Annotated in this window: 26 protein-coding genes; 10 read left to right on the top strand and 16 right to left on the bottom strand. The window is 59.1% G+C overall.

The window, feature by feature from the left end:
* Positions 1–31 precede the first annotated feature (31 nt).
* From modC to N8H71_RS03435, 4 genes are all read right to left on the bottom strand, one after another.
* Positions 32–1,111 carry a molybdenum ABC transporter ATP-binding protein gene (gene modC, locus N8H71_RS03450; protein ID WP_262192867.1) on the bottom strand — a complete coding sequence of 360 codons (1,080 nt, stop codon included), beginning with the start codon at positions 1,109–1,111 and terminating at the stop codon, positions 32–34.
* A 3-nt stretch (positions 1,112–1,114) separates the two neighbouring features.
* The gene (gene modB, locus N8H71_RS03445) at positions 1,115–1,795 is read right to left on the bottom strand and encodes a molybdate ABC transporter permease subunit (RefSeq protein ID WP_262192866.1); all 681 of its coding nucleotides are present in this window, start codon (positions 1,793–1,795) and stop codon (positions 1,115–1,117) included.
* Positions 1,796–2,551, bottom strand: coding sequence for a molybdate ABC transporter substrate-binding protein (gene modA, locus N8H71_RS03440; RefSeq protein ID WP_262192865.1), 756 nt, complete (start codon positions 2,549–2,551; stop codon positions 1,796–1,798). It lies immediately after the preceding gene.
* Between the two features lie 174 nt (positions 2,552–2,725).
* On the bottom strand, positions 2,726–3,787 hold the full coding sequence (locus N8H71_RS03435; RefSeq protein WP_262192864.1) for an NAD(P)H-dependent flavin oxidoreductase: 1,062 nt from the start codon (positions 3,785–3,787) through the stop codon (positions 2,726–2,728).
* Between the two features lie 214 nt (positions 3,788–4,001).
* Between N8H71_RS03435 and N8H71_RS03430 the strand changes: the two genes are divergently transcribed.
* Both N8H71_RS03430 and N8H71_RS03425 read left to right on the top strand, forming a co-directional pair.
* Positions 4,002–4,985 (top strand): MDR family oxidoreductase, encoded by a 984-nt coding sequence (locus N8H71_RS03430; protein WP_262192863.1) that lies wholly within the window; start codon positions 4,002–4,004, stop codon positions 4,983–4,985.
* Between the two features lie 61 nt (positions 4,986–5,046).
* Positions 5,047–5,505 (top strand): GyrI-like domain-containing protein, encoded by a 459-nt coding sequence (locus N8H71_RS03425; RefSeq protein WP_262192862.1) that lies wholly within the window; start codon positions 5,047–5,049, stop codon positions 5,503–5,505.
* Here the strand turns inward: N8H71_RS03425 and ada are convergent.
* From ada to N8H71_RS03400, 5 genes are all read right to left on the bottom strand, one after another.
* Positions 5,502–6,569: a bifunctional DNA-binding transcriptional regulator/O6-methylguanine-DNA methyltransferase Ada gene (gene ada / locus N8H71_RS03420; RefSeq protein ID WP_262192861.1), complete on the bottom strand. Its 1,068-nt coding sequence runs from the start codon at positions 6,567–6,569 to the stop codon at positions 5,502–5,504. The two genes, N8H71_RS03425 and ada, sit on opposite strands and share 4 nt — an antisense overlap.
* 88 nt (positions 6,570–6,657) lie before the next feature.
* The gene (gene alkB, locus N8H71_RS03415) at positions 6,658–7,320 is read right to left on the bottom strand and encodes a DNA oxidative demethylase AlkB (RefSeq protein ID WP_279309491.1); all 663 of its coding nucleotides are present in this window, start codon (positions 7,318–7,320) and stop codon (positions 6,658–6,660) included.
* A 5-nt stretch (positions 7,321–7,325) separates the two neighbouring features.
* A complete protein-coding gene (locus tag N8H71_RS03410; RefSeq protein WP_262192860.1) occupies positions 7,326–8,039 on the bottom strand; it encodes a 2OG-Fe(II) oxygenase in 714 nt (237 codons plus the stop codon).
* A 90-nt stretch (positions 8,040–8,129) separates the two neighbouring features.
* Positions 8,130–8,300, bottom strand: coding sequence for a hypothetical protein (locus N8H71_RS03405; protein ID WP_007958927.1), 171 nt, complete (start codon positions 8,298–8,300; stop codon positions 8,130–8,132).
* 34 nt (positions 8,301–8,334) lie between these two features.
* Positions 8,335–8,637, bottom strand: coding sequence for a DUF1883 domain-containing protein (locus tag N8H71_RS03400; protein ID WP_007958929.1), 303 nt, complete (start codon positions 8,635–8,637; stop codon positions 8,335–8,337).
* 211 nt (positions 8,638–8,848) lie between these two features.
* Between N8H71_RS03400 and N8H71_RS03395 the strand changes: the two genes are divergently transcribed.
* Positions 8,849–9,205, top strand: coding sequence for a hypothetical protein (locus N8H71_RS03395; RefSeq protein WP_262192859.1), 357 nt, complete (start codon positions 8,849–8,851; stop codon positions 9,203–9,205).
* Positions 9,206–9,277: 72 nt separating this feature from the next.
* The gene (locus N8H71_RS03390; protein WP_011334337.1) at positions 9,278–9,508 is read left to right on the top strand and encodes a hypothetical protein; all 231 of its coding nucleotides are present in this window, start codon (positions 9,278–9,280) and stop codon (positions 9,506–9,508) included.
* A gap of 2 nt (positions 9,509–9,510) precedes the next feature.
* Here N8H71_RS03390 and N8H71_RS03385 read toward each other — a convergent pair whose 3' ends face one another.
* Complete coding sequence (locus N8H71_RS03385; RefSeq protein ID WP_115078075.1) at positions 9,511–9,807, bottom strand: hypothetical protein; 297 nt, start codon at positions 9,805–9,807, stop codon at positions 9,511–9,513.
* 140 nt (positions 9,808–9,947) lie between these two features.
* Positions 9,948–10,136: a hypothetical protein gene (locus tag N8H71_RS03380; RefSeq protein ID WP_007958936.1), complete on the bottom strand. Its 189-nt coding sequence runs from the start codon at positions 10,134–10,136 to the stop codon at positions 9,948–9,950.
* Between the two features lie 247 nt (positions 10,137–10,383).
* Here N8H71_RS03380 and galU point away from each other — a divergent pair, with 247 nt between their 5' ends.
* Both galU and gorA read left to right on the top strand, forming a co-directional pair.
* On the top strand, positions 10,384–11,223 hold the full coding sequence (galU, locus tag N8H71_RS03375) for a UTP--glucose-1-phosphate uridylyltransferase GalU (protein ID WP_007958937.1): 840 nt from the start codon (positions 10,384–10,386) through the stop codon (positions 11,221–11,223).
* A gap of 129 nt (positions 11,224–11,352) precedes the next feature.
* Positions 11,353–12,711, top strand: a complete 1,359-nt coding sequence (gorA, locus tag N8H71_RS03370; RefSeq protein ID WP_262192858.1) for a glutathione-disulfide reductase — start codon at positions 11,353–11,355, stop codon at positions 12,709–12,711.
* Here the strand turns inward: gorA and N8H71_RS03365 are convergent.
* Entirely contained in the window at positions 12,708–13,712 is a 1,005-nt protein-coding gene (locus tag N8H71_RS03365) for a DNA-binding protein (RefSeq protein WP_262192857.1), read from the bottom strand. The two genes, gorA and N8H71_RS03365, sit on opposite strands and share 4 nt — an antisense overlap.
* A gap of 177 nt (positions 13,713–13,889) precedes the next feature.
* Here N8H71_RS03365 and N8H71_RS03360 point away from each other — a divergent pair, with 177 nt between their 5' ends.
* The 3 genes from N8H71_RS03360 (at position 13,890) to ahpF (ending at position 17,219) form a co-directional block, all read left to right on the top strand.
* The gene (locus N8H71_RS03360; protein WP_262192856.1) at positions 13,890–14,828 is read left to right on the top strand and encodes a site-specific integrase; all 939 of its coding nucleotides are present in this window, start codon (positions 13,890–13,892) and stop codon (positions 14,826–14,828) included.
* A 136-nt stretch (positions 14,829–14,964) separates the two neighbouring features.
* Complete coding sequence (gene ahpC / locus N8H71_RS03355; RefSeq protein WP_003224621.1) at positions 14,965–15,528, top strand: alkyl hydroperoxide reductase subunit C; 564 nt, start codon at positions 14,965–14,967, stop codon at positions 15,526–15,528.
* A gap of 128 nt (positions 15,529–15,656) precedes the next feature.
* A complete protein-coding gene (ahpF, locus tag N8H71_RS03350; RefSeq protein WP_262192855.1) occupies positions 15,657–17,219 on the top strand; it encodes an alkyl hydroperoxide reductase subunit F in 1,563 nt (520 codons plus the stop codon).
* A gap of 81 nt (positions 17,220–17,300) precedes the next feature.
* On the opposite strand, the gene gloA is transcribed toward ahpF, so the two are convergent.
* Positions 17,301–17,822 carry a lactoylglutathione lyase gene (gene gloA, locus N8H71_RS03345; protein ID WP_085730808.1) on the bottom strand — a complete coding sequence of 174 codons (522 nt, stop codon included), beginning with the start codon at positions 17,820–17,822 and terminating at the stop codon, positions 17,301–17,303.
* A gap of 142 nt (positions 17,823–17,964) precedes the next feature.
* Between gloA and N8H71_RS03340 the strand changes: the two genes are divergently transcribed.
* On the top strand, positions 17,965–18,483 hold the full coding sequence (locus N8H71_RS03340; RefSeq protein WP_262192854.1) for a DUF4946 domain-containing protein: 519 nt from the start codon (positions 17,965–17,967) through the stop codon (positions 18,481–18,483).
* Positions 18,484–18,688: 205 nt separating this feature from the next.
* Here the strand turns inward: N8H71_RS03340 and N8H71_RS03335 are convergent, their stop codons facing one another.
* From N8H71_RS03335 to N8H71_RS03325, 3 genes are all read right to left on the bottom strand, one after another.
* Positions 18,689–19,054 carry a histone-like nucleoid-structuring protein, MvaT/MvaU family gene (locus tag N8H71_RS03335; protein ID WP_262192853.1) on the bottom strand — a complete coding sequence of 122 codons (366 nt, stop codon included), beginning with the start codon at positions 19,052–19,054 and terminating at the stop codon, positions 18,689–18,691.
* Positions 19,055–19,288: 234 nt separating this feature from the next.
* Positions 19,289–20,824 (bottom strand): EAL domain-containing protein, encoded by a 1,536-nt coding sequence (locus tag N8H71_RS03330; protein ID WP_262192851.1) that lies wholly within the window; start codon positions 20,822–20,824, stop codon positions 19,289–19,291.
* A gap of 115 nt (positions 20,825–20,939) precedes the next feature.
* Positions 20,940–21,812, bottom strand: coding sequence for a LysR family transcriptional regulator (locus N8H71_RS03325; protein ID WP_262192850.1), 873 nt, complete (start codon positions 21,810–21,812; stop codon positions 20,940–20,942).
* Positions 21,813–21,844: the final 32 nt, after the last annotated feature.

The raw sequence follows: 21,844 nt of genomic DNA, 5'->3' as shown, positions 1-21,844 counted from the left end.
ACCGCACGTCATGAAGGTCGTGCCCGCGGATTTACGCCAGTACCGCGACAGCCTTGATCTGGGCCCACAATGACTGGCCGGCGTGCACGCCAAGCTGATCCCGCGAATAGCGAGTGATACGCGCCAACAGCGGCGTTCCGCCGGCATCGAGGCGAATCAGCACGTGCGCGGCGTTATCGGCCGGTTGCTCGCTGACGACCGTGACCGGCAGGCGATTGAGGATGCTGCTGAGCTCGCTGTTTTGCAGGGTCAGGCTGATGTCGCGCGCGTGAACCTTGCAACGCAGTCTCTGGCCCGTCGTCATCGGCGCGTGGGTTACGCGAATGCTCAGTGGTGAGTTCGGCAATTGCAGGGTGAGCAATTGATAGTCGGCATCGTAGCTGCTGACCTGGCCTTCGATGATTACGCCCGCGTCGTTGTCCATGGCCAGGGGCAGGTCGAGCCGGGCCAGGGTTTCGCCAATCGGGCCGCTGGCCAGCGCTTTGCCATCGCTGAGCAGCACGAGGTGATCGGCGAGTCTGGCCACTTCGTCCTGCGCGTGGCTGACATACAGTACCGGGATTTCCAGTTCATCGTGCAGGCGTTGCAGGTAGGGCAGGATTTCGCTTTTGCGCTGACTGTCGAGGGCCGCCAAAGGTTCGTCCATCAGCAGCAGTCGGGGGCTGGTCAGCAGCGCGCGAGCGATGCCGACGCGCTGACGCTCACCGCCGGACAAGTGCTGCGGGTGACGATCGAGCAAGTGGCCGATCCCTAGCAGTTCTGTGGCCTGGGTCATGTCGACCCGACGCTGCGCCTTGGCAATGCGCTTGAGGCCGAATTGCAGATTGGCCAGCACCGACAGGTGCGGAAACAGGCTGGCTTCCTGAAAGACATAGCCGAGCGCGCGTTTGTGCGGCGGCACGAAAATGCCTTTTTCGCTGTCCTGCCAGACCTCGTCATTGATGCGGATAAAGGCTTGCGGCGCGCGTTCGAGCCCGGCAATACAGCGCAGGCACGTGGTCTTGCCCGAGCCGGACTGACCGAACAGCGCCGTCACGCCGCGACTGGGCATCTGCAGGTCAACATCGAGGCTGAAGCCCGACCAGGCCAGTTTCAGACGTGCATCGATCATCGATCAACTCCAGCCCGCGCGAGTCTTGCGGCTGGAATACAGCGCCAGCAACACCAGAAACGAAAACACCAGCATCGCCCCGGCCAGCCAGTGCGCCTGCGCGTACTCCATGGCTTCGACGTGGTCGTAGATTTGTACGGAAACCACCCGGGTCTTGTCGGGAATATTCCCGCCGATCATGAGCACCACGCCGAATTCGCCGACGGTGTGGGCGAAGCCGAGGATTGCCGCAGTGATAAAACCGGGGCGGGCCAGGGGAAGAATCACGCTGAAAAAGGTATCCCAGGAATTGGCACGCAAGGTCGCGGCCACTTCCAGTGGGCGAGTGCCAATCGCGGAGAAGGCGTTTTGCAACGGCTGCACCACGAAGGGCATTGAGTAGAGCACCGAGCCGATCACGAGGCCGGTGAAGCTGAACGTCAAGGTGCCAAGCCCCAGCCATTGGGTGAAATGACCAATGAAGCCATTGGGGCCAAGCGCCAGCAGCAGATAGAAACCGATGACCGTCGGTGGCAGCACCAACGGTAGTGCGACAATCGCGCCGATAGGGCCGCGCAGCCAGGAACGGCTGCGCGACAACCACAGGGCAATCGGAGTGCCGACGACCAGCAGGATCGCAGTGGTCAGGGACGCCAGTTTCAGGGTCAGCCAGATCGCCGCGAAATCGGCACTCGTCAGCGACATTTAGAGCTGGTAACCGTAGGACTTGATGACCGCAGCGGCTTTCGGGCCTTTGAGGTAATCAACCAGCGCCTTGGCAGCTGCGTTGTCTTTGCCTTTGTTCAGGATCACTGCGTCTTGCTTGATCGGGTCGTGCATGCTCGCCGGAACGATCCACGCCGAGCCGCTGCTGACCTTGCCATCCTTGTAGATCTGCGACAGCGCGACGAAGCCCAGTTCGGCGTTGCCGGTGGACACGAACTGATAGGCCTGGGTGATGTTCTGGCCTTCGACGATCTTGGCTTTGGTGGCCTCAGTCAGTTTCAGTTTTTCGAGTACTTGAGTTGCTGCCAGACCATAAGGGGCGGCTTTCGGGTTGGCGATGGACAGGTGCTGGTACTCGTTTTTCTTCAGGACGTCGCCTTTGGCATCGACGTAACCTTCCTTGGCCGACCAAAGCGCCAGGGTGCCGATGGCGTAGGTGAAGCGCGAACCTTTGACGGTGTCGCCTTCTTTTTCGAGTTTTTCCGGGGTGGTGTCATCCGCCGAAAGGAACACTTCGAACGGCGCGCCGTTTTTGATCTGAGTGTAGAACTGGCCGGTGGCGCCATACGCAGCGATCAGTTTGTGCCCGGTGTCTTTTTCGAAATCGGCGGCAATCGCCTGGATCGGTGCGGTGAAGTTGGCCGCGACGGCGACTTGCACTTCGTCGGCCTGCGCGGCGCCGATGGCGAATACCGCGAGCAGGGCAGGGGCAAAACGTGAGGCACGATTGATCATGTAACGGCTCCGTGGGTGGCAAGTGCAGTGGGCAGTTGTTATTGGAGGGGTAGACTGCGCCGATGCGAGGGGGTGAAACGCTATATAGCGAAATATATAGCGAAATGCCGCCAAACGGGAAGCACTGCTTTTAAACCGGGTGAGAGCGCCACGCTCCTCACCCGTTCAGGTATATCACCGCGTCAGTTTTGCCAGCGCGCCCTCAGCCAGTTGCCGGGTCAATTCGGCAGTGCCGAGGTCTTTGCCAAGCGTGAAAGCCTGGCCGGCCCAGAGGTTGCTGAAGTCCGCTTCACCCTTCGCGCGCAACGGCATCAGGGCACCACCAGCCAGCGGAAAGGCGGGGGCCTTGTCCGACATCGGGCCCAGCTCGCGCATCACTCGATTGAGAATCCCGCGCGCCGGGCGTCCGGTAAACAGATTGGTCACCGCCGTCTCGCTTTCCTTGGCCGTGCGCAAAGCTTTGTGGTGAGAGGCACTGACTTTCGCTTCCGGAGTAAACAGATACGCCGTCCCGACCTGAACCGCTGAAGCACCGAGCAGGAACGCTGCTGCCACGCCGCGCGCATCGGCAATCGCACCGGCTGCAATCACCGGCACACTCACGGCGTCGACCACTTGCGGCACCAGCGCAAACGTACCGACCTGGCTGCTCAAGTCATCGCTGAGAAACATCCCGCGATGGCCGCCGGCCTCGTAACCCATGGCGATGATCGCGTCGCAACCGTTCTGCTCAAGCCAGATCGCTTCGTCGACGGTAGTTGCCGATGAGATGATTTTCGCGCCGGTGGCCTTGACCCGATCCAGCAAGGATTTTTCCGGCAGGCCGAAGTGGAAACTCACCACTTCAGGGCGAAATTCTTCCAGTACTTCGCAGGCGGTCGCATCGAAGGGCGCGCGGTTGGACACCGGCGTCGGTGCATCGAAATCCACACCCAGTTCGCGATAGTAGGGCTCCAGCAGATTCTTCCAGTCGCGGGCCTTTTGCTCATCGGCGGCCGGCGGTTGATGGCAGAAGAAGTTGACGTTGAACGGCTTGTTCGTGCCCTGGCGAATGGTCTTCAGTTCTTCGCGCAGTTGTTCGATGGTCAGCATCGCGGCCGGCATGGAACCGAGGCCGCCGGCGTTGCAAGTTGCGATGACCATGGATGAGTTGGTGGCACCGGCCATGGGGCCCTGGATGATCGGCAGTTCGATGCCGAACAGGTCAAGAATGCGGGTATCAGGCCATTGGCTCATGGAATAGCTTCTCCGACGACAAAACAGGGCAGGGACGGTAGCAGCCGGTTTTTTAACGCAAAGCCAACCCCATGACCAGCACAGATTTGTAGCTTGAACAGCCGGCGCTGGCTGGGGGTTCGGGCCCGATTGGCTAAAGGTCGAGTGGGGCAAAATGTTGCAGTGTGCTATTCCAATCCCTCGACATCCTGAATTCCACCCGTGAGAGGCAGTCATGTTCAAAGGCATTTTGATCGACAAAGACGACAGCGGTTATCGCGCCAACCTGCAGGAGATCAGCGACGAGCAGCTGCCGGAGGGCGATGTGACGGTTCGCGTCGCGTATAGCACGCTGAACTTCAAGGACGGCCTGGCGATCACCGGCAGCAGCCCGGTGGTGCGCAAGTTCCCGATGGTGCCGGGGATAGATCTGGCAGGCACCGTCGAAGTCAGCTCGCACCCGGATTACAAGGTCGGCGACCCGGTGCTGCTCAACGGCTGGGGTGTCGGTGAAAACCACTGGGGCGGTCTGGCGCAAAAAGCGCGATTGAACGGTGACTGGCTCATTCCGCTGCCCAAGGCATTCACCGCTGCGCAAGCCATGGCCATTGGCACGGCGGGTTATACGGCCATGCTGTGCATCATGGCGCTGGAGCGCAACGGCGTGACATCGCAACAGGGCGAAGTGCTGGTAACGGGTGCCAACGGCGGCGTCGGCAGTTTTGCCATCGCGTTGTTGAGCAAGCTGGGCTACCGCGTGGTCGCTTCGACCGGTCGGGTGTCGGAGCACGAATATCTGAAACAACTGGGTGCCAGCGAAATCATTGATCGCGCCACCCTGTCCGAACCCGGCAAGCCGCTGGCCAAAGAGCGCTGGGCGGGCGTCATCGATTCGGTCGGCAGCCACACGCTCGCCAATGCCTGCGCCAGCACCCGGGCCGAAGGCACCGTGGCTGCGTGCGGTTTGGCTCAGGGCATGGATTTCCCGGCATCCGTGGCGCCGTTCATTTTGCGTGGCGTGACGCTGGCCGGGATCAACAGCGTGACCCAGCCCAAGGCTCGCCGTATCGAGGCCTGGGATCGTCTGGCGAAGGATCTGGATTTCGCGCTTTTGCCGCTGATCAGCCATGAAATCGGCCTCCACGAAGCCCTCGAGGCGGCCCCGAAGTTGCTCGCCGGTCAGTTACGCGGGCGGGTTGTGGTCGACGTCAATCGCTGACACATTAGCGCCATCGCGGCCCGTCCGGGCCGCACTTCGAGCTAATGGAGTGGCGTTTTCGATGGACTTACAACAGCAACACGTCGAGTCATTCACGGTTTCCGGCCTGCGCGTACGCACCACCAACGCAGCCGAACACAACCCTGAAACCGCGCAGATCGGTCCGATGTGGGGACAGTTTTTTGCCAAGGGGCTGGCCGAGGCGATTCCCGGCAAACTGACCGAGTCGTCCGTGTATGGCGTGTATTCGGCTTACGAGTCGGATGCCTCCGGGGCGTTCGATGTCACCGCCGGGGTGGCGGTGGCCGAACCGTCAGCAGACTTCGAAACGATCCGGATCGAAAGCGGCAACTATCTGGTGTTCGAAGGGCGCGGCCCGTTGCCGGGAGCGGTCATCGAGACCTGGGGCCGGATCTGGCAGCACTTTGAAGTCAATCCGCAGATCGAGCGTCGATTCGCCACCGACTTCGAGGCCTATACCGGTCCCGAATCGGTGGCGATTTACATCGGCCTGCGTTAAGCCGGCGTTTCACGTAGCAACAGCTCGCGCTTGCGCTCCACGCCCCAGCGGTAGCCGCTGAGATTGCCGTCGCTGCGCACCACGCGGTGGCAAGGAATGGCCACCGCCAGGCTGTTGGCACCGCAAGCCTGGGCCACTGCGCGCACGGCTTTTGGCGAGCCGATCCGCAGGGCGATATCCGCGTAGCTGGCGGTGCTGCCGACCGGAATTTCCCGCAGCGCCTGCCACACCCGTTCCTGAAACGCCGTGCCGCGCACATCCAGTGGTAAATCCAGCCCGATAGCTGGCGCTTCGATGAAGCCGACGACGCGTGCGATCAGTTGTTCGAACTCGGCATCGGCGCCGATCAGATTGGCCCGGCGAAACTGGTCCTGCAGGTCGCATACCAATTGGTGCGGATCGTCCCCCAGCAGAATTGCGCAGATCCCGCGTGCACTTTGTGCCACCAGAATGGCGCCGAGCGAGCACTGGCCGACGGCGAAGCGGATGTCGTTGTTCTGGCCGGCGGCCCGGAAGTCGCCGGGTTTCATGCCGAGTACCTGATCGGCTGCCTCGTAGAAACGGCTGTTGGAATTGAAGCCTGCGTCATACAGCGCTTCGGTCACCGAGCCGCCGTCTGCCAGACGCTGACGAACCCGGCGCGAGCGATGCGCGGCCGCGTAGCCTTTGGGCGTCAGGCCCGTCGCGGCTTTGAACACGCGATGAAAATGGAAGGCGCTCAGGCCGGCGGTTTCGGCCAGCTCGTTGAGCGCCGGCAGACTGTCCGACGCTTCGATCTGGCGACAGGCTGCGGCGACGGTTGCGGCATGCTGAGCAGCGACATCGGTCTGATCCTTGCTCGCCCGTTTGCTGGGGCGATAGCCCGCGGCCTCGGCGTCTTCGGCGGTGTCGAAAAACTCGACGTTCTGCGGTTTCGGCAAGCGCGCCAGGCTGCTGGGGCGGCAATAGATGCCGGTGGTTTTCACGGCATAGACAAACTGGCCGTCCGCCCGAGGGTCGCGTGCCACGACAGCGGCCCAGCGTGGATCGTCTTCAGTGTTCAGCGAGGTGGAAAGCGTTTTCATGATGGAGAGTCCGTTGACCTGTTGAATTTCAGGTTAACCAGTGCCACCGGCCGGAACACTCCGACCCTTGCGGTCAAACTTTGCAGGATTATCCAGCGGTGCGAAACGTCAGGTTGAAACGCTGTTCACCCAGGCGCGGATGCCGGCCAGGCTTGATCGGCAGGATACCGTGATAGCGCAGCCGGTCGACGCCGCCCCAGATCACCATGTCGCCGTGCAGCAACGAGATTTTCTGGCTCCTGTCGCCGCGTGCGAAACCGCCGAACAGGAACGTTGCCGGCAAGCCCAATGACAGAGAAACGATCGGGGCTTCATAGGCATTTTCGTCTTTGTCCTGATGCAGCGACATCTTTGCGCCAGGGACATAGCGATTGATCAGGCAAGAATCCGGTACGAAGTCGGCAAATCCGGCGCGTTTCGCTGCCGTCTGAGCCAGCTCGCGAAAAACCTCGGGCATGGCCGGCCAGGGTTGATGGCTCACGGGATCTTCGGATGAATAGCGGTAGCCGCTTCGATCGGTGATCCAGCCCAGTGCGCCGCAACTGCTGGTGGCCACCGACATGCTGAAACCCCCGGGTGTCATCATGTGGCGCAAAGGGGCGCAGGCGATGATCGATTCCAGGGCCGGCAACAACTGCTCGATTTGCGGCAGAGCAAAGCCGCGCAGCACCCAGGATTGTTCGCCGATCTGTTCGGCGCGCCGGGGCTGCTCGGATCCTGTGTCGGCGAACAGATCGAAGGTGGTTTGCATGATCGTCAGGTCGCGTCGTGGAAGATGATGCCCAGAGTATGCCGTTTTCCGCTGTGCAGTCGGCTGACGCCGTGGCGCATGGTCACCCGATAGTCGCCGCGCAAGCCTTTGACCGGGCGCTGGTTGACCGCAAAGATCAGCGCATCGCCTTTTCTCAGGTCCATCACCAGCGGACGGGACTGCATTCTCGGACGTTGTTCGGTCATGACGAACTCACCGCCGGTGAAGTCTTCGCCAGGTTCTGACAGAAGAATCGCCACTTGCAGTGGAAACACATGCTCACCGTACAGATCCTGATGCAGACAGTTGTAGTCCTGCGGGCCATATTGCAGCAAGAGCGGGGTAGGTCGCAGTTGACCGGCGGCGTGGCAGCGCTCGAGAAATTCGCGGTGCTGCTCTGGAAAGCGTTCTGGCAGACCCATTCGTTCATGCCAGCGGTTGGCCAGCGGCACGAGTCGTGGATAGAGCGCACTTCGCAGGCGTTCCACCAGGGGCGGAAGCGGATAGCGCAGGTATTTGTATTCCCCGCGCCCGAAACCATGGCGGGCCATGATCACCTGGGACCGGAACGGTTCGCTGTGCGGGTAAAGCGCACTCAGCCGATCGCAGGTGTCCGGGCGCAGCAGCGTGCGGATGATGGCAGCACCGTCCTGATCCAGTTGCTGCTCGAGGGCGATCCAGTCGAGCGCGTCGAGCGAGGAGGCGGGTGAGGGTGACATGCTGATTCCTTGGTTTGCATTCAGGTATCAGTCTGGGCCGTCCACCCGGCCGGAACACTCCGCCGCTTGCGGTCGAATTGTCGCCCGGTCTTACAGAGCCTTGCTGACGCTGATGTCGCTGATTACATCGTCGCTCTGGCCGTGCAGGGCATCCAGTGCGGCCTTGGCTTCTTCCGGCGTGCCGTTTTCCAGTTGGGCGAACTCGAAGCGGCGTTCACCGTTGAGTTTGTACTTGATCACGTATTTGGTCGTTTGGGCCACGTTGATGCTTACCTGTCTGCGTTGGTGGAACCGCTCAGCTGAGCTTGGAGCTCGAGCGGCGAATGATCTTGATCGAATGCGTCAGGGTCGGCTTGCGGGTCACGCTGATCGCGCGGCGGTTGACGGTGTCGATGGTGATGTTCCAGAAACCGGTGCTCGGCGCGGTGATACGGGCCGGGAACGTGTCGAAAGCACCGCCGTGATAGGTGTGACGGCCGCCATTCTTGAAGCTGCGGAAGTTGGCGTCGTTCATCAAGCGGATGTTGCAGGTTTGCGAGCATTGAATGACGACGATGTCGTCTTCGTTGAGGTGCTCGCGCTGGTGAATGAATTTCATGGGCGCCTCCAGAAGGGCTTTTTCTACAAAATCAAAACGATAGCATTGTCGATTGGCGCAGTTTATCAGCCCGGACAGGTTATTATCCGGCCGTCGGGCACCGCTTTGACAATTAAAAACAGATATTCACGATTCGATGTGGGTTAAATGCAGTGAGCCTCGGAGAAAAACGGCATTCGTGCTGTCGGAGGGTCTTTATTGGAGGTTTTGTATGAAGTGGGGTGTGGTGATTCTGCCGTTGGCATTGGCAATGGGTGGTTGCGCAAGCGTTTCGGAAATCAATGAAACGCTGCCGACCATGAACGTCATTTCCGGCAAGAAACCCCATGAGTATGCAGAGTGCCTGGGCGAAAAGCTGGCCGACAGCCGTGGCGCCTTGCAGGTGGAGCGGGGCAAGGACGAAGTCCGGGTCATCGTTCCGGGCAAGCTGGGCTCGGGCCCTGCCGCGGTGTTTGACATCGAGGATCGCTCCGGTGGCAGCAGCATCAAGCTGCATGAGCGGATGTCCAATGTGCCGCTGCGTCCTTGGGATGTGCGCAAAGCCGCCACGGCCTGTATTTCCGGCTGATAGACTGTCAGCCGTCAGCATTGATGCCGTCACAGTGTTGCTGTGACGGCATTGTCATTTCTGGAGAGGTGAATGAAGAGAGAGCAGGTGCGGGAGCGACACAAGGAAGGGCTCATTGCGGCGACCCATGTGATCCAGAACCCGGCGAATCCGGGAGAGTGGATCGTGTTTTTCAAGAAAAGCGCCGGTCGCAGTTACTTCCTGGTCGACGATAACGACGAAGTCGAATCTTTCAACCGGCTCGACGACCTGATCGAGGTCGTGCGCGGACTTGGCATCAAATTCGCCGAAATTCACATGTAAGGCTATTTGCACACCACCACAACGCTACGGTTTTTGTAGTTGCCGACATCGACGCCCAGCGTCTTGTCGTCTTCCTTGGGCGCCGGTGTGCCGTCGGTCCCGACGATGCGATAACCGGTTCCGGCACAGGACGCGTCAGCCTTTTCATAACAGCTGGCCCAGGAGTTGGCCTCGCCGGAGCAGTCGATGCTCAACCCTTGTTCGCCGTTGTTCAGGTACGTGGTCTGCGAGGTGGCGCAGCCGGCCAGGGCCGCAAGCGCAATCAGGGGCAGGAAGCTGATGAAGGGGCGGTTGATCATGGCAATGTCGTCTTCGAGGAGGAGGGGGCTAGACGCTATGACAGCGCCGGCATGAAAAGGTTATAGCGATTGGCCACTTCTTTGTGTGCAGCCCAAAAAAAGCCCTGCGCGAAGGCAGGGCCGGGATTCGTCGTTGCCGATCAGTCTTGATCCTTGCCGCGACGCTTCGGCGCAGGAGGCGTGTAATCAAGCACCGCGGCCACTTCAATCGCCATCGCTTCAGTGGGCAGCGGACCGGACACATCTTCGCCGTTGGCGGCGGTGATATGCCACTGGCCATCTTTCCCCTTGGCGACGGTGTACCCATTGATGATTTTTGCTGCGGACATCTAACGGCCTCGTTGGCTGGTTCAAAGGCGCCATGATAACGGTAAATGGCCGAACGGGCGCAGGTCGATGAGGTGTTCCGAGATCTTTGGGCTACGCTGATTGCGCAGCCTCTGTGTGCGGATTGAACTATCCGCCAGATTATTTCTCTATGTTGACATCGGTTAGCCAGTGCGGGGCATTGTAAGGTGCACGCCGCCTGATTAGACTGCGCCGAAACTCGTACACACAGCCCTTTCAAGGACTTATATGATCAAGAAATGCTTGTTCCCAGCAGCCGGTTACGGTACTCGCTTCCTCCCAGCGACTAAGGCCATGCCCAAAGAAATGCTGCCGGTGGTAAACAAGCCACTGATCCAGTACGGCGTCGAAGAAGCTCTGGATGCTGGCCTGAACGAAATCTCCATCGTGACCGGTCGTGGCAAGCGCGCCCTGGAAGACCACTTCGACATCAGCTATGAGCTGGAAAACCAGATCAAAGGCACCGACAAGGAAAAATACCTGGTCGGTATCCGCAAGCTGCTGGACGAGTGCTCGTTCTCCTACACCCGTCAGACCGAGATGAAAGGCCTGGGTCACGCGATCCTGACCGGCCGCCCATTGATCGGTGACGAACCGTTCGCCGTGGTGCTGGCGGACGACCTGTGCGTCAACCTTGAAGGCGACGGCGTACTGACCCAGATGGTCAAACTGTACAAGCAGTTCCGCTGCTCGATCATTGCCATTCAGGAAGTCGATCCGCAGGAAACCAGCAAGTACGGCGTGATCGCTGGCGAAATGATCCGCGACGACATCTACCGCGTACACAGCATGGTCGAGAAGCCAAAGCCGGAAGACGCACCGTCGAACCTGGCGATCATCGGCCGCTACATCCTGACCCCGGACATCTTCGACCTGATCGAACAGACCGAGCCAGGCAAAGGCGGTGAAATCCAGATCACCGACGCCCTGATGAAACAAGCCCAGAACGGCTGCGTGATGGCCTACAAGTTCAAGGGCAAGCGTTTCGACTGCGGTGGTGCTGAAGGCTACATCGAAGCAACCAACTTCTGCTTCGAGAACTTCTACAAGACTGGCAAGGCTTACTGATAAAGCCTGATCTGCCTGTACGAAAAAGCCACCCTCGGGTGGCTTTTTCATTTTCCGCCCCTATATCGGCAGGAGTGCTTGCCCAACGGACGACGGCGGGTATGCTGATCGCCTGCCGAGGAGATAGAAATGGCCTACGATTTTGACCTTTATGTGATTGGTGCCGGTTCCGGCGGTGTGCGGGCTGCGCGTTTTGCTGCCGGGTTCGGTGCGAAAGTGGCGGTGGCCGAGAGCCGTTATCTGGGCGGAACCTGCGTCAACGTCGGTTGCGTACCGAAAAAACTGTTGGTGTACGGCGCCCACTTTGCCGAGGACTTCGAACAGTCCTCTGGTTTTGGCTGGAATCTGGGCGAGGCGGATTTCGATTGGGCCACGCTGATTGCCAACAAGGATCGCGAGATCAATCGCCTGAACGGCATTTATCGCAATCTGCTGGTCAACAGCGGCGTGACTCTGCATGAGGCTCACGCGAAAATCGTTGGTCCTCACGAAGTCGAGGTCAACGGCGAACGCTACACCGCGAAGAATATTCTGATCGCCACCGGTGGCTGGCCGCAGATCCCCGAGATTCCGGGGCATGAGCATGCGATCAGCTCGAACCAGGCGTTCTTCCTCAAAGAGTTGCCCAAGCGTGTGCTGGTCGTCGGCGGCGGTTACATTGCCGTCGAGTTTGCAGGGATCTTCCATGGCCTGGGCGCCAACACGACGTTGCTGTATCGCGGGGATCTGTTCCTGCGCGGTTTCGACGGTTCGGTGCGTAACCACCTGAAGGAAGAGCTGACCAAGCGCGGTCTGGATCTGCAATTCAATGCCGACATTGCCCGTATCGACAAGCAATCCGATGGCAGCCTGAAAGCGACTCTCAAGGATGGTCGCGTGCTGGAGGCGGATTGTGTGTTCTACGCCACCGGCCGACGTCCGATGCTGGACAAGCTGGGGCTGGAAAATACCGATGTGCAGCTAGACGACAAAGGCTTCATCAAGGTCGATGAGCAATATCAGACCACCGAGCCATCAATTCTGGCGCTGGGCGATGTCATCGGGCGTGTGCAGTTGACGCCGGTGGCGTTGGCGGAAGGCATGGCGGTGGCGCGACGTTTGTTCAAGCCTGAGCAATACCGTCCAGTGGATTACAAGATGATCCCGACGGCCGTGTTCAGTCTGCCGAACATCGGCACCGTCGGCCTGACCGAAGAAGAGGCGCGGGAAGCGGGTCACGACGTCGTGATCTACGAAAGCCGCTTCCGGCCAATGAAGCTGACCCTGACTGACTGCCAGGAGCGCACGCTGATGAAACTGGTGGTCGATGGTAAGACCGACAAGGTGCTGGGCTGTCACATGGTCGGCCCGGATGCCGGCGAGATCGTGCAGGGTCTGGCGATCGCGTTGAAGGCTGGCGCCACCAAGCGTGACTTCGACGACACCATCGGGGTGCACCCGACGGCGGCCGAAGAATTTGTCACGATGCGTACGCCGGTCGGCGCTTAAGTCTTTTTCGGTTCTGCTGCGTCTGGCGCTGCCGCAACGGTGGTGGCCAGACGCAGGCTGTCTTGCGCCTTGGTCAATTCCTTCTCCAATGACTGATTGAGCTGCGATTGCTCGTCGACGTTCTGCTTGAGCGTCTGACTTTCCAGCAGGGCCACGCGCAGGCGTTCCTGGAGGAGGGTGCGTTCGCTGTCGACGCGGGACGCTTGCTCCAGCAATTGATCCTGACGCTGATTGCTGTGTTTGAGCTGATCCTGCATCAGGCTCAGTTCGCGTACGGTGCCGCGATTCTCGGTCAGCAAACGCTCGTTGTCGCGGTGCAATTGAGTGATCTCATCCTGACGTACCAGTGCGCTTTGCTGTGCCTGACGCAGCTCCATCTGCAATTGCTGAACCTGAGTTTCGTGACGGCTCTGTTCCTGCTCGCGCTGTTCCTTGATGGCGTTGCGGTAGTGTTCAAGCGCATCGCGGGCGTGCAGGTGCTTTTCTTCCAGTGAGCGGATCTGCTCGTCCTTGTCCTGCAAGCGCAATTCAAAATCTGCCAACGCCTGATTCAGCCCGGCGTTGCGGGTCTGCTCGGTCTGCAGCATCGAGCGTGTATCGCTCAAGGCCTCGGACTCCTTGGCCAGCGCGGCAGCCTGGATGTCGTGCTTCTTCTCTAGTTGCGCATGATCCTGACGAAGCTGATTCAGCTCGTCCTCCAGTGCCTGACGCTGTTGCTCGTACTGCTCGCGCGCCTGATCGATCGGCTCTTGCGCCTGCTCTTTCAGGCGTTGTGCAAGGCGAGTGACAAGTGCCAGCAGCTCGTCGTCGATGGGTTCTGCTGAAGGATCGGCCGGTTCGCTGCCGTCATCCAGTTCTTTCAGATAACGATGAATCGTGGTTTTGGAACCCGTATTGCCCAGCTCGATGCGTACTGCGTCGATGCTGGGGTGTTCGCCACGGGCGAGGATCGCTGCGCGCGCGATCTGGACTACTGCTTTGTTTACGCCGCCACGGGCCATATCTGCTCCTACCATTTCGTACTGTGGTACATGCCACCAAAGTACGCATTGTACCACGTTGAAAATAAAGTGAAATAAGCACCGATAAACGGGCGGGATATACTGGTATTACCCCATGTGAAACCCCTAAAATCGGTTTCCGCAAAAAACCTCAGTACGCCACGAGAAAATCAGCCCATGAGCGATATCGATCGCTATCTGCAAGCCGCCACCCGTGACAACACCCGCCGCAGTTATCGTGCGGCCGTCGAGCATTTCGAAACGGTATGGGGTGGGTTCCTGCCCGCGACAGCGGACAGCATCGCGCGGTATCTGGTGGCGCATGCCGGCGTGCTGTCGGTCAACACGTTGAAGTTGCGTCTCTCGGCGCTGGCGCAGTGGCACAACAGTCAGGGCTTTGCCGATCCCACCAAGTCGCCGGTGGTGCGCAAGGTGTTCAAGGGCATTCGCGCTCTGCATCCCGCGCAGGAAAAACAGGCCGAGCCACTCCAGTTGCGCGATCTTGAGCAGACTGTTGCCTGGCTTGAAAAGGAAATGAAAGACGCCCGGGAACAACAGGATCGACCGTTGCTGCTACGAGCCTGCCGTGACCGGGCGTTAATCCTGCTGGGTTTCTGGCGCGGGTTTCGCAGCGATGAACTGTGTCGGGTGCAGATCGAGCACGTGCAGGCGCACGCCGGCAGCGGCATCACCCTGTACCTGCCGCGCAGCAAAGGCGATCGGGAAAATCTCGGCCAGACCTATCAGGCCCCGGCGCTGCTGAAGTTGTGCCCGGTGCAGGCTTATATCGAATGGATCACCGAAGCGGCGCTGGTGCGGGGGCCGGTGTTCCGCGCCGTCGACCGCTGGGGCAATCTGAGCGAGGAGGGCTTGCACGCCAACAGCGTGATTCCGTTGCTGCGCCAGGCCCTGGAGCGCGCCGGGATCTCCGCCGAGCGTTACACCAGCCACTCCCTGCGACGCGGCTTTGCAACGTGGGCCCATCAAAGCGGCTGGGATCTCAAATCGTTGATGAGTTACGTGGGCTGGAAGGATATGAAGTCCGCCATGCGCTATGTTGAAGCGAGCCCTTTTCACGGGATGGCCCGGATTACGGATAAGCCGCTGTCGCCGTAGATATCGTTTTCTTCTATTAATACAGTCAGCTAATAGCGAAAACAAATCACCAGCATCAGGTTTGCCAATGAGCCATCCGTCGAGTGACTGGGTAGGATTCACCCATCGAATTCACAACCCTGACGGAGAGTCATCAATGCCTATCATCAACAGCCAAGTAAAACCGTTCAAAGCTACCGCGTTCAAAAACGGCGACTTCGTACAAGTCTCGGACGCTGACCTGAAAGGCAAATGGTCCGTAGTGTTCTTCTACCCGGCCGACTTCACTTTCGTCTGCCCAACCGAGCTCGAAGACCTGGCTGACAACTACGCCGCCTTCCAAAAGCTGGGCGTAGAGATCTACAGCGTTTCGACCGACACCCACTTTGCCCACGCGGCCTGGCACAACACCTCGCCAGCCATCGGCAAAATCGAATACACCATGATCGGCGACCCGACCCACGTCATCTCCCGCAACTTCGACGTGCTGATCGAAGAAGCTGGCCTGGCGGATCGTGGCACCTTCGTGATCAACCCTGAAGGCCAGATCAAAATCGTTGAACTGAACGATGGCGGCGTTGGCCGTGACGCTTCCGAGCTGCTGCGCAAAATCAAGGCTGCTCAGTACGTCGCTGCTCACCCAGGCGAAGTTTGCCCAGCCAAGTGGAAAGAAGGCGAGGCCACTCTGGCTCCGTCCCTGGACCTGGTCGGCAAGATCTAAGTCTGTGACACGCAATGCAGGGCGGAACTCCGCACCTACTTAAGTAAGCTGCACCGCCCAATAGAAAAGCCCGGGCGAGATTCGCTCGGGCTTTTTTTCGCCTCAAATAAATTCAGGAGATCGCCCGTATGTTGGACGCCAATCTTAAAGCCCAGTTGAAATCGTACCTGGAACGGGTCACCCAGCCGATCGAGATCGTTGCTTCACTCGACGACGGTGCGAAATCCCGTGAAATGCTCGACCTGCTGAAAGACGTTGCCAGTCTTTCGCATCAAATTACTTTGATCGACAGCGGCGACGATGCTCGCAAGCCGTCGTTCTCGATCAGTCGCCCGGGTGCCGATATCAGCCTGCGTTTCGCCGGCATCCCGATGGGCCATGAATTCACTTCGCTGGTGCTGGCGCTGCTGCAAGTCGGCGGTCACCCTTCGAAGGCCAGTGTCGAAGTGATCGAACAGATCCGCTCGCTCAAGGGAGAGTTCAACTTCGAGACATACTTCTCGCTGTCCTGTCAGAACTGCCCGGACGTCGTTCAGGCGCTGAACCTGATGGCCGTGCTGAACCCGAACATCCGCCACGTCGCCATCGACGGCGCGCTGTTCCAGGACGAAGTCAATGATCGCAAGATCATGGCTGTACCAAGCATTTACTTGAACGGCGAAAACTTCGGTCAGGGCCGCATGGGCCTGGAAGAAATCCTCGCCAAACTCGACACCGGCGCCATCGAGCGTCAGGCCGAGAAAATCAGCGCCAAGCAAGCCTTTGATGTGCTGGTGGTCGGCGGTGGCCCGGCCGGTGCTTCGGCGGCGATCTATGCCGCACGTAAAGGCATTCGCACCGGTGTTGCTGCCGAGCGTTTCGGCGGTCAGGTGCTGGACACCATGGCTATCGAGAACTTCATTTCCGTGCAGGAAACCGAAGGCCCGAAACTGGCGACCGCGCTGGAAGAGCACGTCAAGCAATACGACGTAGACATCATGAACCTGCAACGCGCCGACAAGCTGATCCCGGGCAAAAATGGCGAGCTGCATGAAGTCCGCTTCGCCAGCGGCGCGACCCTCAAGGCCAAGAGCGTGATTCTGGCGACCGGCGCGCGGTGGCGTGAAATGAACGTGCCGGGCGAGCAGGAATACCGCAACAAAGGCGTGGCGTACTGCCCGCACTGTGACGGTCCGCTGTTCAAAGGCAAGCGTGTGGCGGTGATTGGCGGTGGTAACTCTGGCGTCGAAGCGGCCATCGATCTGGCCGGTATCGTGTCCCACGTGACCCTGCTGGAGTTCGACGTTCAGTTGCGCGCTGACGCCGTATTGCAACGCAAGCTGCACAGCCTGCCGAACGTCACCGTGATCACCAGTGCGCTGACCACTGAAGTCACCGGCGATGGCCAGAAGGTCAATGGCCTGCGTTACAAGGATCGCAATACTGACGAGCTGCGCACGGTCGAGCTGGAAGGGATCTTCGTGCAGATCGGCCTGCTGCCTAACACCGATTGGCTCAAAGGCACCATCGAGCTGTCGCCGCGCGGCGAGATCATCGTCGACAACCGTGGTGAAACGTCGATCCCGGGCATCTTCGCTGCCGGCGACGTGACCACCGTGCCGTACAAGCAGATCGTGATTGCAGTGGGCGAGGGTGCCAAGGCTTCCCTCAGCGCGTTCGATCACTTGATCCGCACTTCGGCTCCGGCGTAAACCCCGGGCCCGAAAAAGAAAAACCCCATCAGCGATGATGGGGTTTTTTCTTTGCGGGGTGCTTTCTACCCAGGTTCAGCTTTACAGCGGTGCCGGCTGGATGATCTCGACCCAGTACCCATCCGGATCCTTGATGAACGCCAGGCTTTTCATGCGGCCATCGGTCAGGCGCTTCTGGAAGTCGCAACCCAGCTCTTCAAAGCGTGCGCAAGCCGCAACGATGTCCGGCACCGAAATGCAGATGTGGCCGAAACCACGCGGGTCGGTGTTGCCGTTGTGATAGGCGAAGTCTGCGTCGTTCTCGGTGCCGTGGTTGTGGGTCAGTTCGAGAATGCCGGGAATCGACTTCATCCACTCGGTGCGGGCAGCGGCGTCGGTCGGGATCTGCGATTTGTCGACCAGGGCTAGGAAGTACAGGCTGAATTCCGCTTCGGGGAAATCACGCTTCTCTACCAGCGAGAAACCCAGTACGCGAGTGTAGAAGTCCAGCGACTTGGTGATGTCTTTGACGCGCAACATGGTGTGGTTGAACACGAAGTTGCGGGTTGCGCTGTCCGGGGTGGCGGTGACGCCGGGGAAGGTGTTCAGTTCTTGCAGGCTCATGGGCCCTCCGTAACAAATTGGGGCGAGTGAATGGGCGCAATGATACGCATGCCTGGCAGCATCGCCAAACCGAAAGCGCGGGCTTGCCCTGTGGGCGGGCCGGCCTCAGACTTCACGGCTCAATTCGCGAGTGCCTCTGGTAATGATCCGACCGTTCAAATCGCTGTTCGTTTTCCTGGGTTTTTCCCTGTTTGCTCTGCCGGCTTTTGCCGAGGCGCCGAGCATCACCTGGCCGGCCGGCTGGGAAGTCGAGGCGTTGCCCGAAACCTCCCCGCAAGTCTCCCGTCAGCGCGCTGTGAAGACCGACGCGGATGGCAATCAGGTCATGGTGATGGAGCTGACGATGACCCGCGTGGAAAGTGGTCATCAGGTGAATTTGCAGGGCGTGTTGCTGGAGATGCGCAAGTCGGTGCAGAAGGGCTTTTTTCAGGGCGGTTATCAGAGTGTCTGCAACAAGGTTCATTCCAGTACGTTGGGTTCGCTGACGGCACTTGAGACCACTTGCACCGTGACCGAGAACGGTCGTCACGTGTTGTCGCAAACATTGGTTGCAGCTGTCGAGGCGGATAAAGCGTATGTACTTTCGTATGCAGGGCAGGCGGAGGTTTATAAGGCCAGTGGCGACGAAATAATGGCGGCGAAAAACAGCCTGAAATTCTAGCCAGCTGTTTGCCGGTCAGTGCATCACTAGATGCCTGAAGTGATTAAATACAAAGTTAATCTGACGATAAGCGCAATATCCGGAAGCATAGTTCCAGCAAGAGCGAGTGATTTCCGCTCAACTTTCACCACGCTGAATCGTTGCGTTTGTTAGATATTGTCAAAAAAAAGCCCTGCATTTGCAGGGCTTTCTTGTTTACGAGGGATTAACCGCGCAACCAGGAATCAACGGTGGCCGCACCGTATTGTTCCTTCCAGGCTTTCAGGCCGCGATGGTTGCCGCCCTTGGTCTCGATCAGCTCGCCGGTGTGCGGGTTCTGGTAGACCTTGACCACGCGAGCGCGGCGGGTTTTTGGTGCGGCGCTCAATTGCACGCCGGATTTTGCCGGGTTCGGATCAAGAATGGCGATGATGTCTTTCAGGCCTTTGCCATAGGTTTTCATCAGACCCTGGAGCTTTTCTTCGAATTCGATTTCTTTCTTGAGCCCGGCATCGTTCTTCAGCGATTCCAGCTGCTTGAGCTGTTCCTGAAGGGCCTTTTCAGCTGCACGAAATTCAGCGAGTCTGGACAATATCTTTACTCCAATAGTGTGTTTGGCTGATACCAACCGCAAACAAAGCTATAAGCCAAGAGCCTTGAAGCGACTCGGTGATAATGGCTCACCTGTCCATCTTGCAACAGGCAAGAAAAATTGTAGTAGTTAATGACGCAAGAGTAAATCCTGACTTTTTCTTCATGTAACAACAGCGCTGTTTTTTTTCAAATTGGTGCGCGCTGTCGGCGTTTCAGGATTTATCACATTTAGTTAATGATGAGTTAATGCTTCGATGAAGTCTGCGGCCGGCATGGGTTTGCCGAACAGATAGCCTTGCAGGAAATCGACATGGTGAGCGGCCAGGTAATCAGCCTGGGCTTGCGTCTCTACGCCTTCGGCCACCACGCCGAGTTCCAGCTTGCCGGAGAGCTCGATGATGCTGTCCAGAATGTGCCGGGACAGGGCGTCCTTGTCGATCATGGCTACGAATGTCTGGTCAATCTTCAGAAAGTCGACGTTGAAGGTTCGCAAGTAGCCCAGGCTCGAATGACCGGTGCCGAAGTCGTCGAGCGCGATTTTTACCCCTATTGAACGCAGTTGCGCGAACAAGCGATGAGTGATGTCGGTCGGCTCGATCAACTCGCGCTCAGTCAGCTCCAGCACCAGACTGATGCTGTCCGGCGCGAATGCTGACAAAAACTCACGGCAATCTTCCACCAGCTCCAGGTCGTGGCAATGGCTGGCGGTGATGTTGATGCCGATATGAAAAGGCGCCGTAAAGGTCGACGACAGCGGTCCCAGCACGGCAGCTGTCTGTTGCATCAGCAAGCGGGTCATCGGCACGATCAAGCCGGAATGCTCGGCAAACGGTATGAACAGGTCCGGACGTACCAGACCTTCCTTCGGGTGGTTCCAGCGCATCAGCACTTCGGTGCCTGACCATTTTTTACTGTCGCCGTGTACCACCGGCTGAAAGTACGGGACGAACTCTCCGGCCTCCAGCGCCCGCAACATCTCATGGCTGGGCGAAGTTGAGCGTTTCTGCACGATGTAGCCAATCATCCCGGACACCGCGCCGAAAAAAATCAGCAGGCTGAACAGTGGTGGATACTCGTCACTCATGTAGCGCCAGGTTTCACCGTCCGGAAAACCGGCAGTCACCGTGAATGCGTATTGCGAAGAATTGAGTGTGCTTTGCGCTACCGGCAAATGAGGCAGCGGGCCTTGATGTACTTTGCCGTCGGCGGAGAGCCAGTTATTGCCCACTTGCAGCATTAGCAGTGTTTGCCGGCCGATCAGGCGCAGGATGTTGCCCAAGTGGTAGCCATCCAGTGTCGTCAGCGCTCCACCACGCCCTTCGCTCAAGCGATACACCAGCAACGCGGTATCGGGTGTCACCGGGTTGCCGTTCATCAACCACAGTTTGCCTTGGGTGTAGTCGCCCGGATTGACGGCTTCCTTGAAGTCGCCGAACAGCGAACTGCAATAGAGGTTGTTATCCCACACCAGATTGGTCGAGCGAACGAAGGGGCGGCGAGTCACCTGTTCACGCAACGCCAGTTTGACTTGCTCGCAGGTCTGACCGGCCAGTGGCAGCAAGTCACGGGCGGCCTGGGCCGTGTTGTCGAGCATCAGCTCGAACTGGCGCAAGGCTTCTTCTGCGGTGTGTTGCGAACTCTGCTCAAGCGTGCGCTCGGCCTGCATGTGCAGAATGATCGTGCCCAGCAGAACCGGAACGAGAGCGCACAACAATGTCACGGTGATTCGAGTGCCGCGTTTGCGGCGGGGCCTGACGGTCAGAGGCATGAGCGCATCCTGTCGCGATGGAGTGGGGCTCTCGACTGCAGGCGGGGCAACGGCGCAGCTTCGGGAAAGCGTTTTGTCTGTGCCCATGATAGTTGGCGGATGGCGCTTGCGCCGCTCAACGGTATTTCAGTCGGGTCGCCAGCTGGATGAATGCCAGGGTGGCGGGGGACGCCTGGCGCTGGTCGAGCACGGCCACGCCGACTTGTCGTTGAACGGCGGGTGACAGCGGCTTCTTTACGTAGTGTGGATCCGGATCGATCGGCAGCGAACCTTCGGCCACGACCGTAATGGCGTCACCACGGCCAACGGTATCGAGGGTGCTGAGCAATTGCGAGCAGCGATAGCGGATGTTCGGGCTCAATCGGGCGGCGTTGAACAGGCGTGAAACCAGCTCTGAGGAACCTGCTTCGGTCAGTACGAACGGATCGTTGCATAAGTCTTCGAGCCGCACTGATTCGTGCGTCGTCAATGGATGACCGAGCGGGAGCAGGGCGACCATCTGATCTTCGATCAAGGCAAAGGTGTCAAAGCGATCTTCCGGCAACACCACGAAACCGATATCGATCCGCCGTTCTTCCAGCCACTGGAACACTTGTCGGTCCGGACCTTCGTCGATGTGAATTTCGATACCGGGATGAGCATCGCGATATTGCTGAAGAATCCTGGGCAACAGCGTAATCGAAGACGTGGGGCCGAAGGACCCGATGCGCAAGGTGCCGCGTTTCATTCCCCGCGCATCCGCTGCTTCCTGACGCAGCGTATTGGCCAGCCCGAGCATCGCCCGTGCCCGCAACAGCAGTTGCTCGCCGATGTCGCTCAGTTCCACTTGGGATTGATGTCGGCGCAGCAGTTCGACGCCCAGTTCCTGCTCCAGCGACTTCAAGGCGTGAGACACCGCTGACTGGGAAATCCCCAGACGATGGGCGGCGAGGGTGAAACCACGCAGTTCGGCCACCAGCGAGAAGATTTCGAGTTGGGTGAGGGTCATGAGTAAAGACTCATTTTACGATGATGAAGAAT

The sequence above is a fragment of the Pseudomonas koreensis genome (genome assembly GCF_025447595.1).
In the GTDB taxonomy this organism is placed as follows: domain Bacteria; phylum Pseudomonadota; class Gammaproteobacteria; order Pseudomonadales; family Pseudomonadaceae; genus Aquipseudomonas; species Aquipseudomonas koreensis_H.
Note: the sequence above shows the minus strand (reverse complement) of the source record. Positions and strands in the feature narration are given on the sequence as shown.

Bases quoted from the DNA above. Each gene is read 5' to 3' on its own strand.
- modC (WP_262192867.1), bottom strand. From the start codon at position 1,111: ATGATCGATGCACGTCTGAAACTGGCCTGGTCGGGCTTCAGCCTCGAT.
- modB (WP_262192866.1), bottom strand. From the start codon at position 1,795: ATGTCGCTGACGAGTGCCGATTTCGCGGCGATCTGGCTGACCCTGAAA.
- modA (WP_262192865.1), bottom strand. From the start codon at position 2,551: ATGATCAATCGTGCCTCACGTTTTGCCCCTGCCCTGCTCGCGGTATTC.
- N8H71_RS03435 (WP_262192864.1), bottom strand. From the start codon at position 3,787: ATGAGCCAATGGCCTGATACCCGCATTCTTGACCTGTTCGGCATCGAA.
- N8H71_RS03430 (WP_262192863.1), top strand. From the start codon at position 4,002: ATGTTCAAAGGCATTTTGATCGACAAAGACGACAGCGGTTATCGCGCC.
- N8H71_RS03425 (WP_262192862.1), top strand. From the start codon at position 5,047: ATGGACTTACAACAGCAACACGTCGAGTCATTCACGGTTTCCGGCCTG.
- ada (WP_262192861.1), bottom strand. From the start codon at position 6,569: ATGAAAACGCTTTCCACCTCGCTGAACACTGAAGACGATCCACGCTGG.
- alkB (WP_279309491.1), bottom strand. From the start codon at position 7,320: ATGCAAACCACCTTCGATCTGTTCGCCGACACAGGATCCGAGCAGCCC.
- N8H71_RS03410 (WP_262192860.1), bottom strand. From the start codon at position 8,039: ATGTCACCCTCACCCGCCTCCTCGCTCGACGCGCTCGACTGGATCGCC.
- N8H71_RS03400 (WP_007958929.1), bottom strand. From the start codon at position 8,637: ATGAAATTCATTCACCAGCGCGAGCACCTCAACGAAGACGACATCGTC.
- N8H71_RS03395 (WP_262192859.1), top strand. From the start codon at position 8,849: ATGAAGTGGGGTGTGGTGATTCTGCCGTTGGCATTGGCAATGGGTGGT.
- N8H71_RS03390 (WP_011334337.1), top strand. From the start codon at position 9,278: ATGAAGAGAGAGCAGGTGCGGGAGCGACACAAGGAAGGGCTCATTGCG.
- N8H71_RS03385 (WP_115078075.1), bottom strand. From the start codon at position 9,807: ATGATCAACCGCCCCTTCATCAGCTTCCTGCCCCTGATTGCGCTTGCG.
- N8H71_RS03380 (WP_007958936.1), bottom strand. From the start codon at position 10,136: ATGTCCGCAGCAAAAATCATCAATGGGTACACCGTCGCCAAGGGGAAA.
- galU (WP_007958937.1), top strand. From the start codon at position 10,384: ATGATCAAGAAATGCTTGTTCCCAGCAGCCGGTTACGGTACTCGCTTC.
- gorA (WP_262192858.1), top strand. From the start codon at position 11,353: ATGGCCTACGATTTTGACCTTTATGTGATTGGTGCCGGTTCCGGCGGT.
- N8H71_RS03365 (WP_262192857.1), bottom strand. From the start codon at position 13,712: ATGGCCCGTGGCGGCGTAAACAAAGCAGTAGTCCAGATCGCGCGCGCA.
- N8H71_RS03360 (WP_262192856.1), top strand. From the start codon at position 13,890: ATGAGCGATATCGATCGCTATCTGCAAGCCGCCACCCGTGACAACACC.
- ahpC (WP_003224621.1), top strand. From the start codon at position 14,965: ATGCCTATCATCAACAGCCAAGTAAAACCGTTCAAAGCTACCGCGTTC.
- ahpF (WP_262192855.1), top strand. From the start codon at position 15,657: ATGTTGGACGCCAATCTTAAAGCCCAGTTGAAATCGTACCTGGAACGG.
- gloA (WP_085730808.1), bottom strand. From the start codon at position 17,822: ATGAGCCTGCAAGAACTGAACACCTTCCCCGGCGTCACCGCCACCCCG.
- N8H71_RS03340 (WP_262192854.1), top strand. From the start codon at position 17,965: ATGATCCGACCGTTCAAATCGCTGTTCGTTTTCCTGGGTTTTTCCCTG.
- N8H71_RS03330 (WP_262192851.1), bottom strand. From the start codon at position 20,824: ATGCCTCTGACCGTCAGGCCCCGCCGCAAACGCGGCACTCGAATCACC.
- N8H71_RS03325 (WP_262192850.1), bottom strand. From the start codon at position 21,812: ATGACCCTCACCCAACTCGAAATCTTCTCGCTGGTGGCCGAACTGCGT.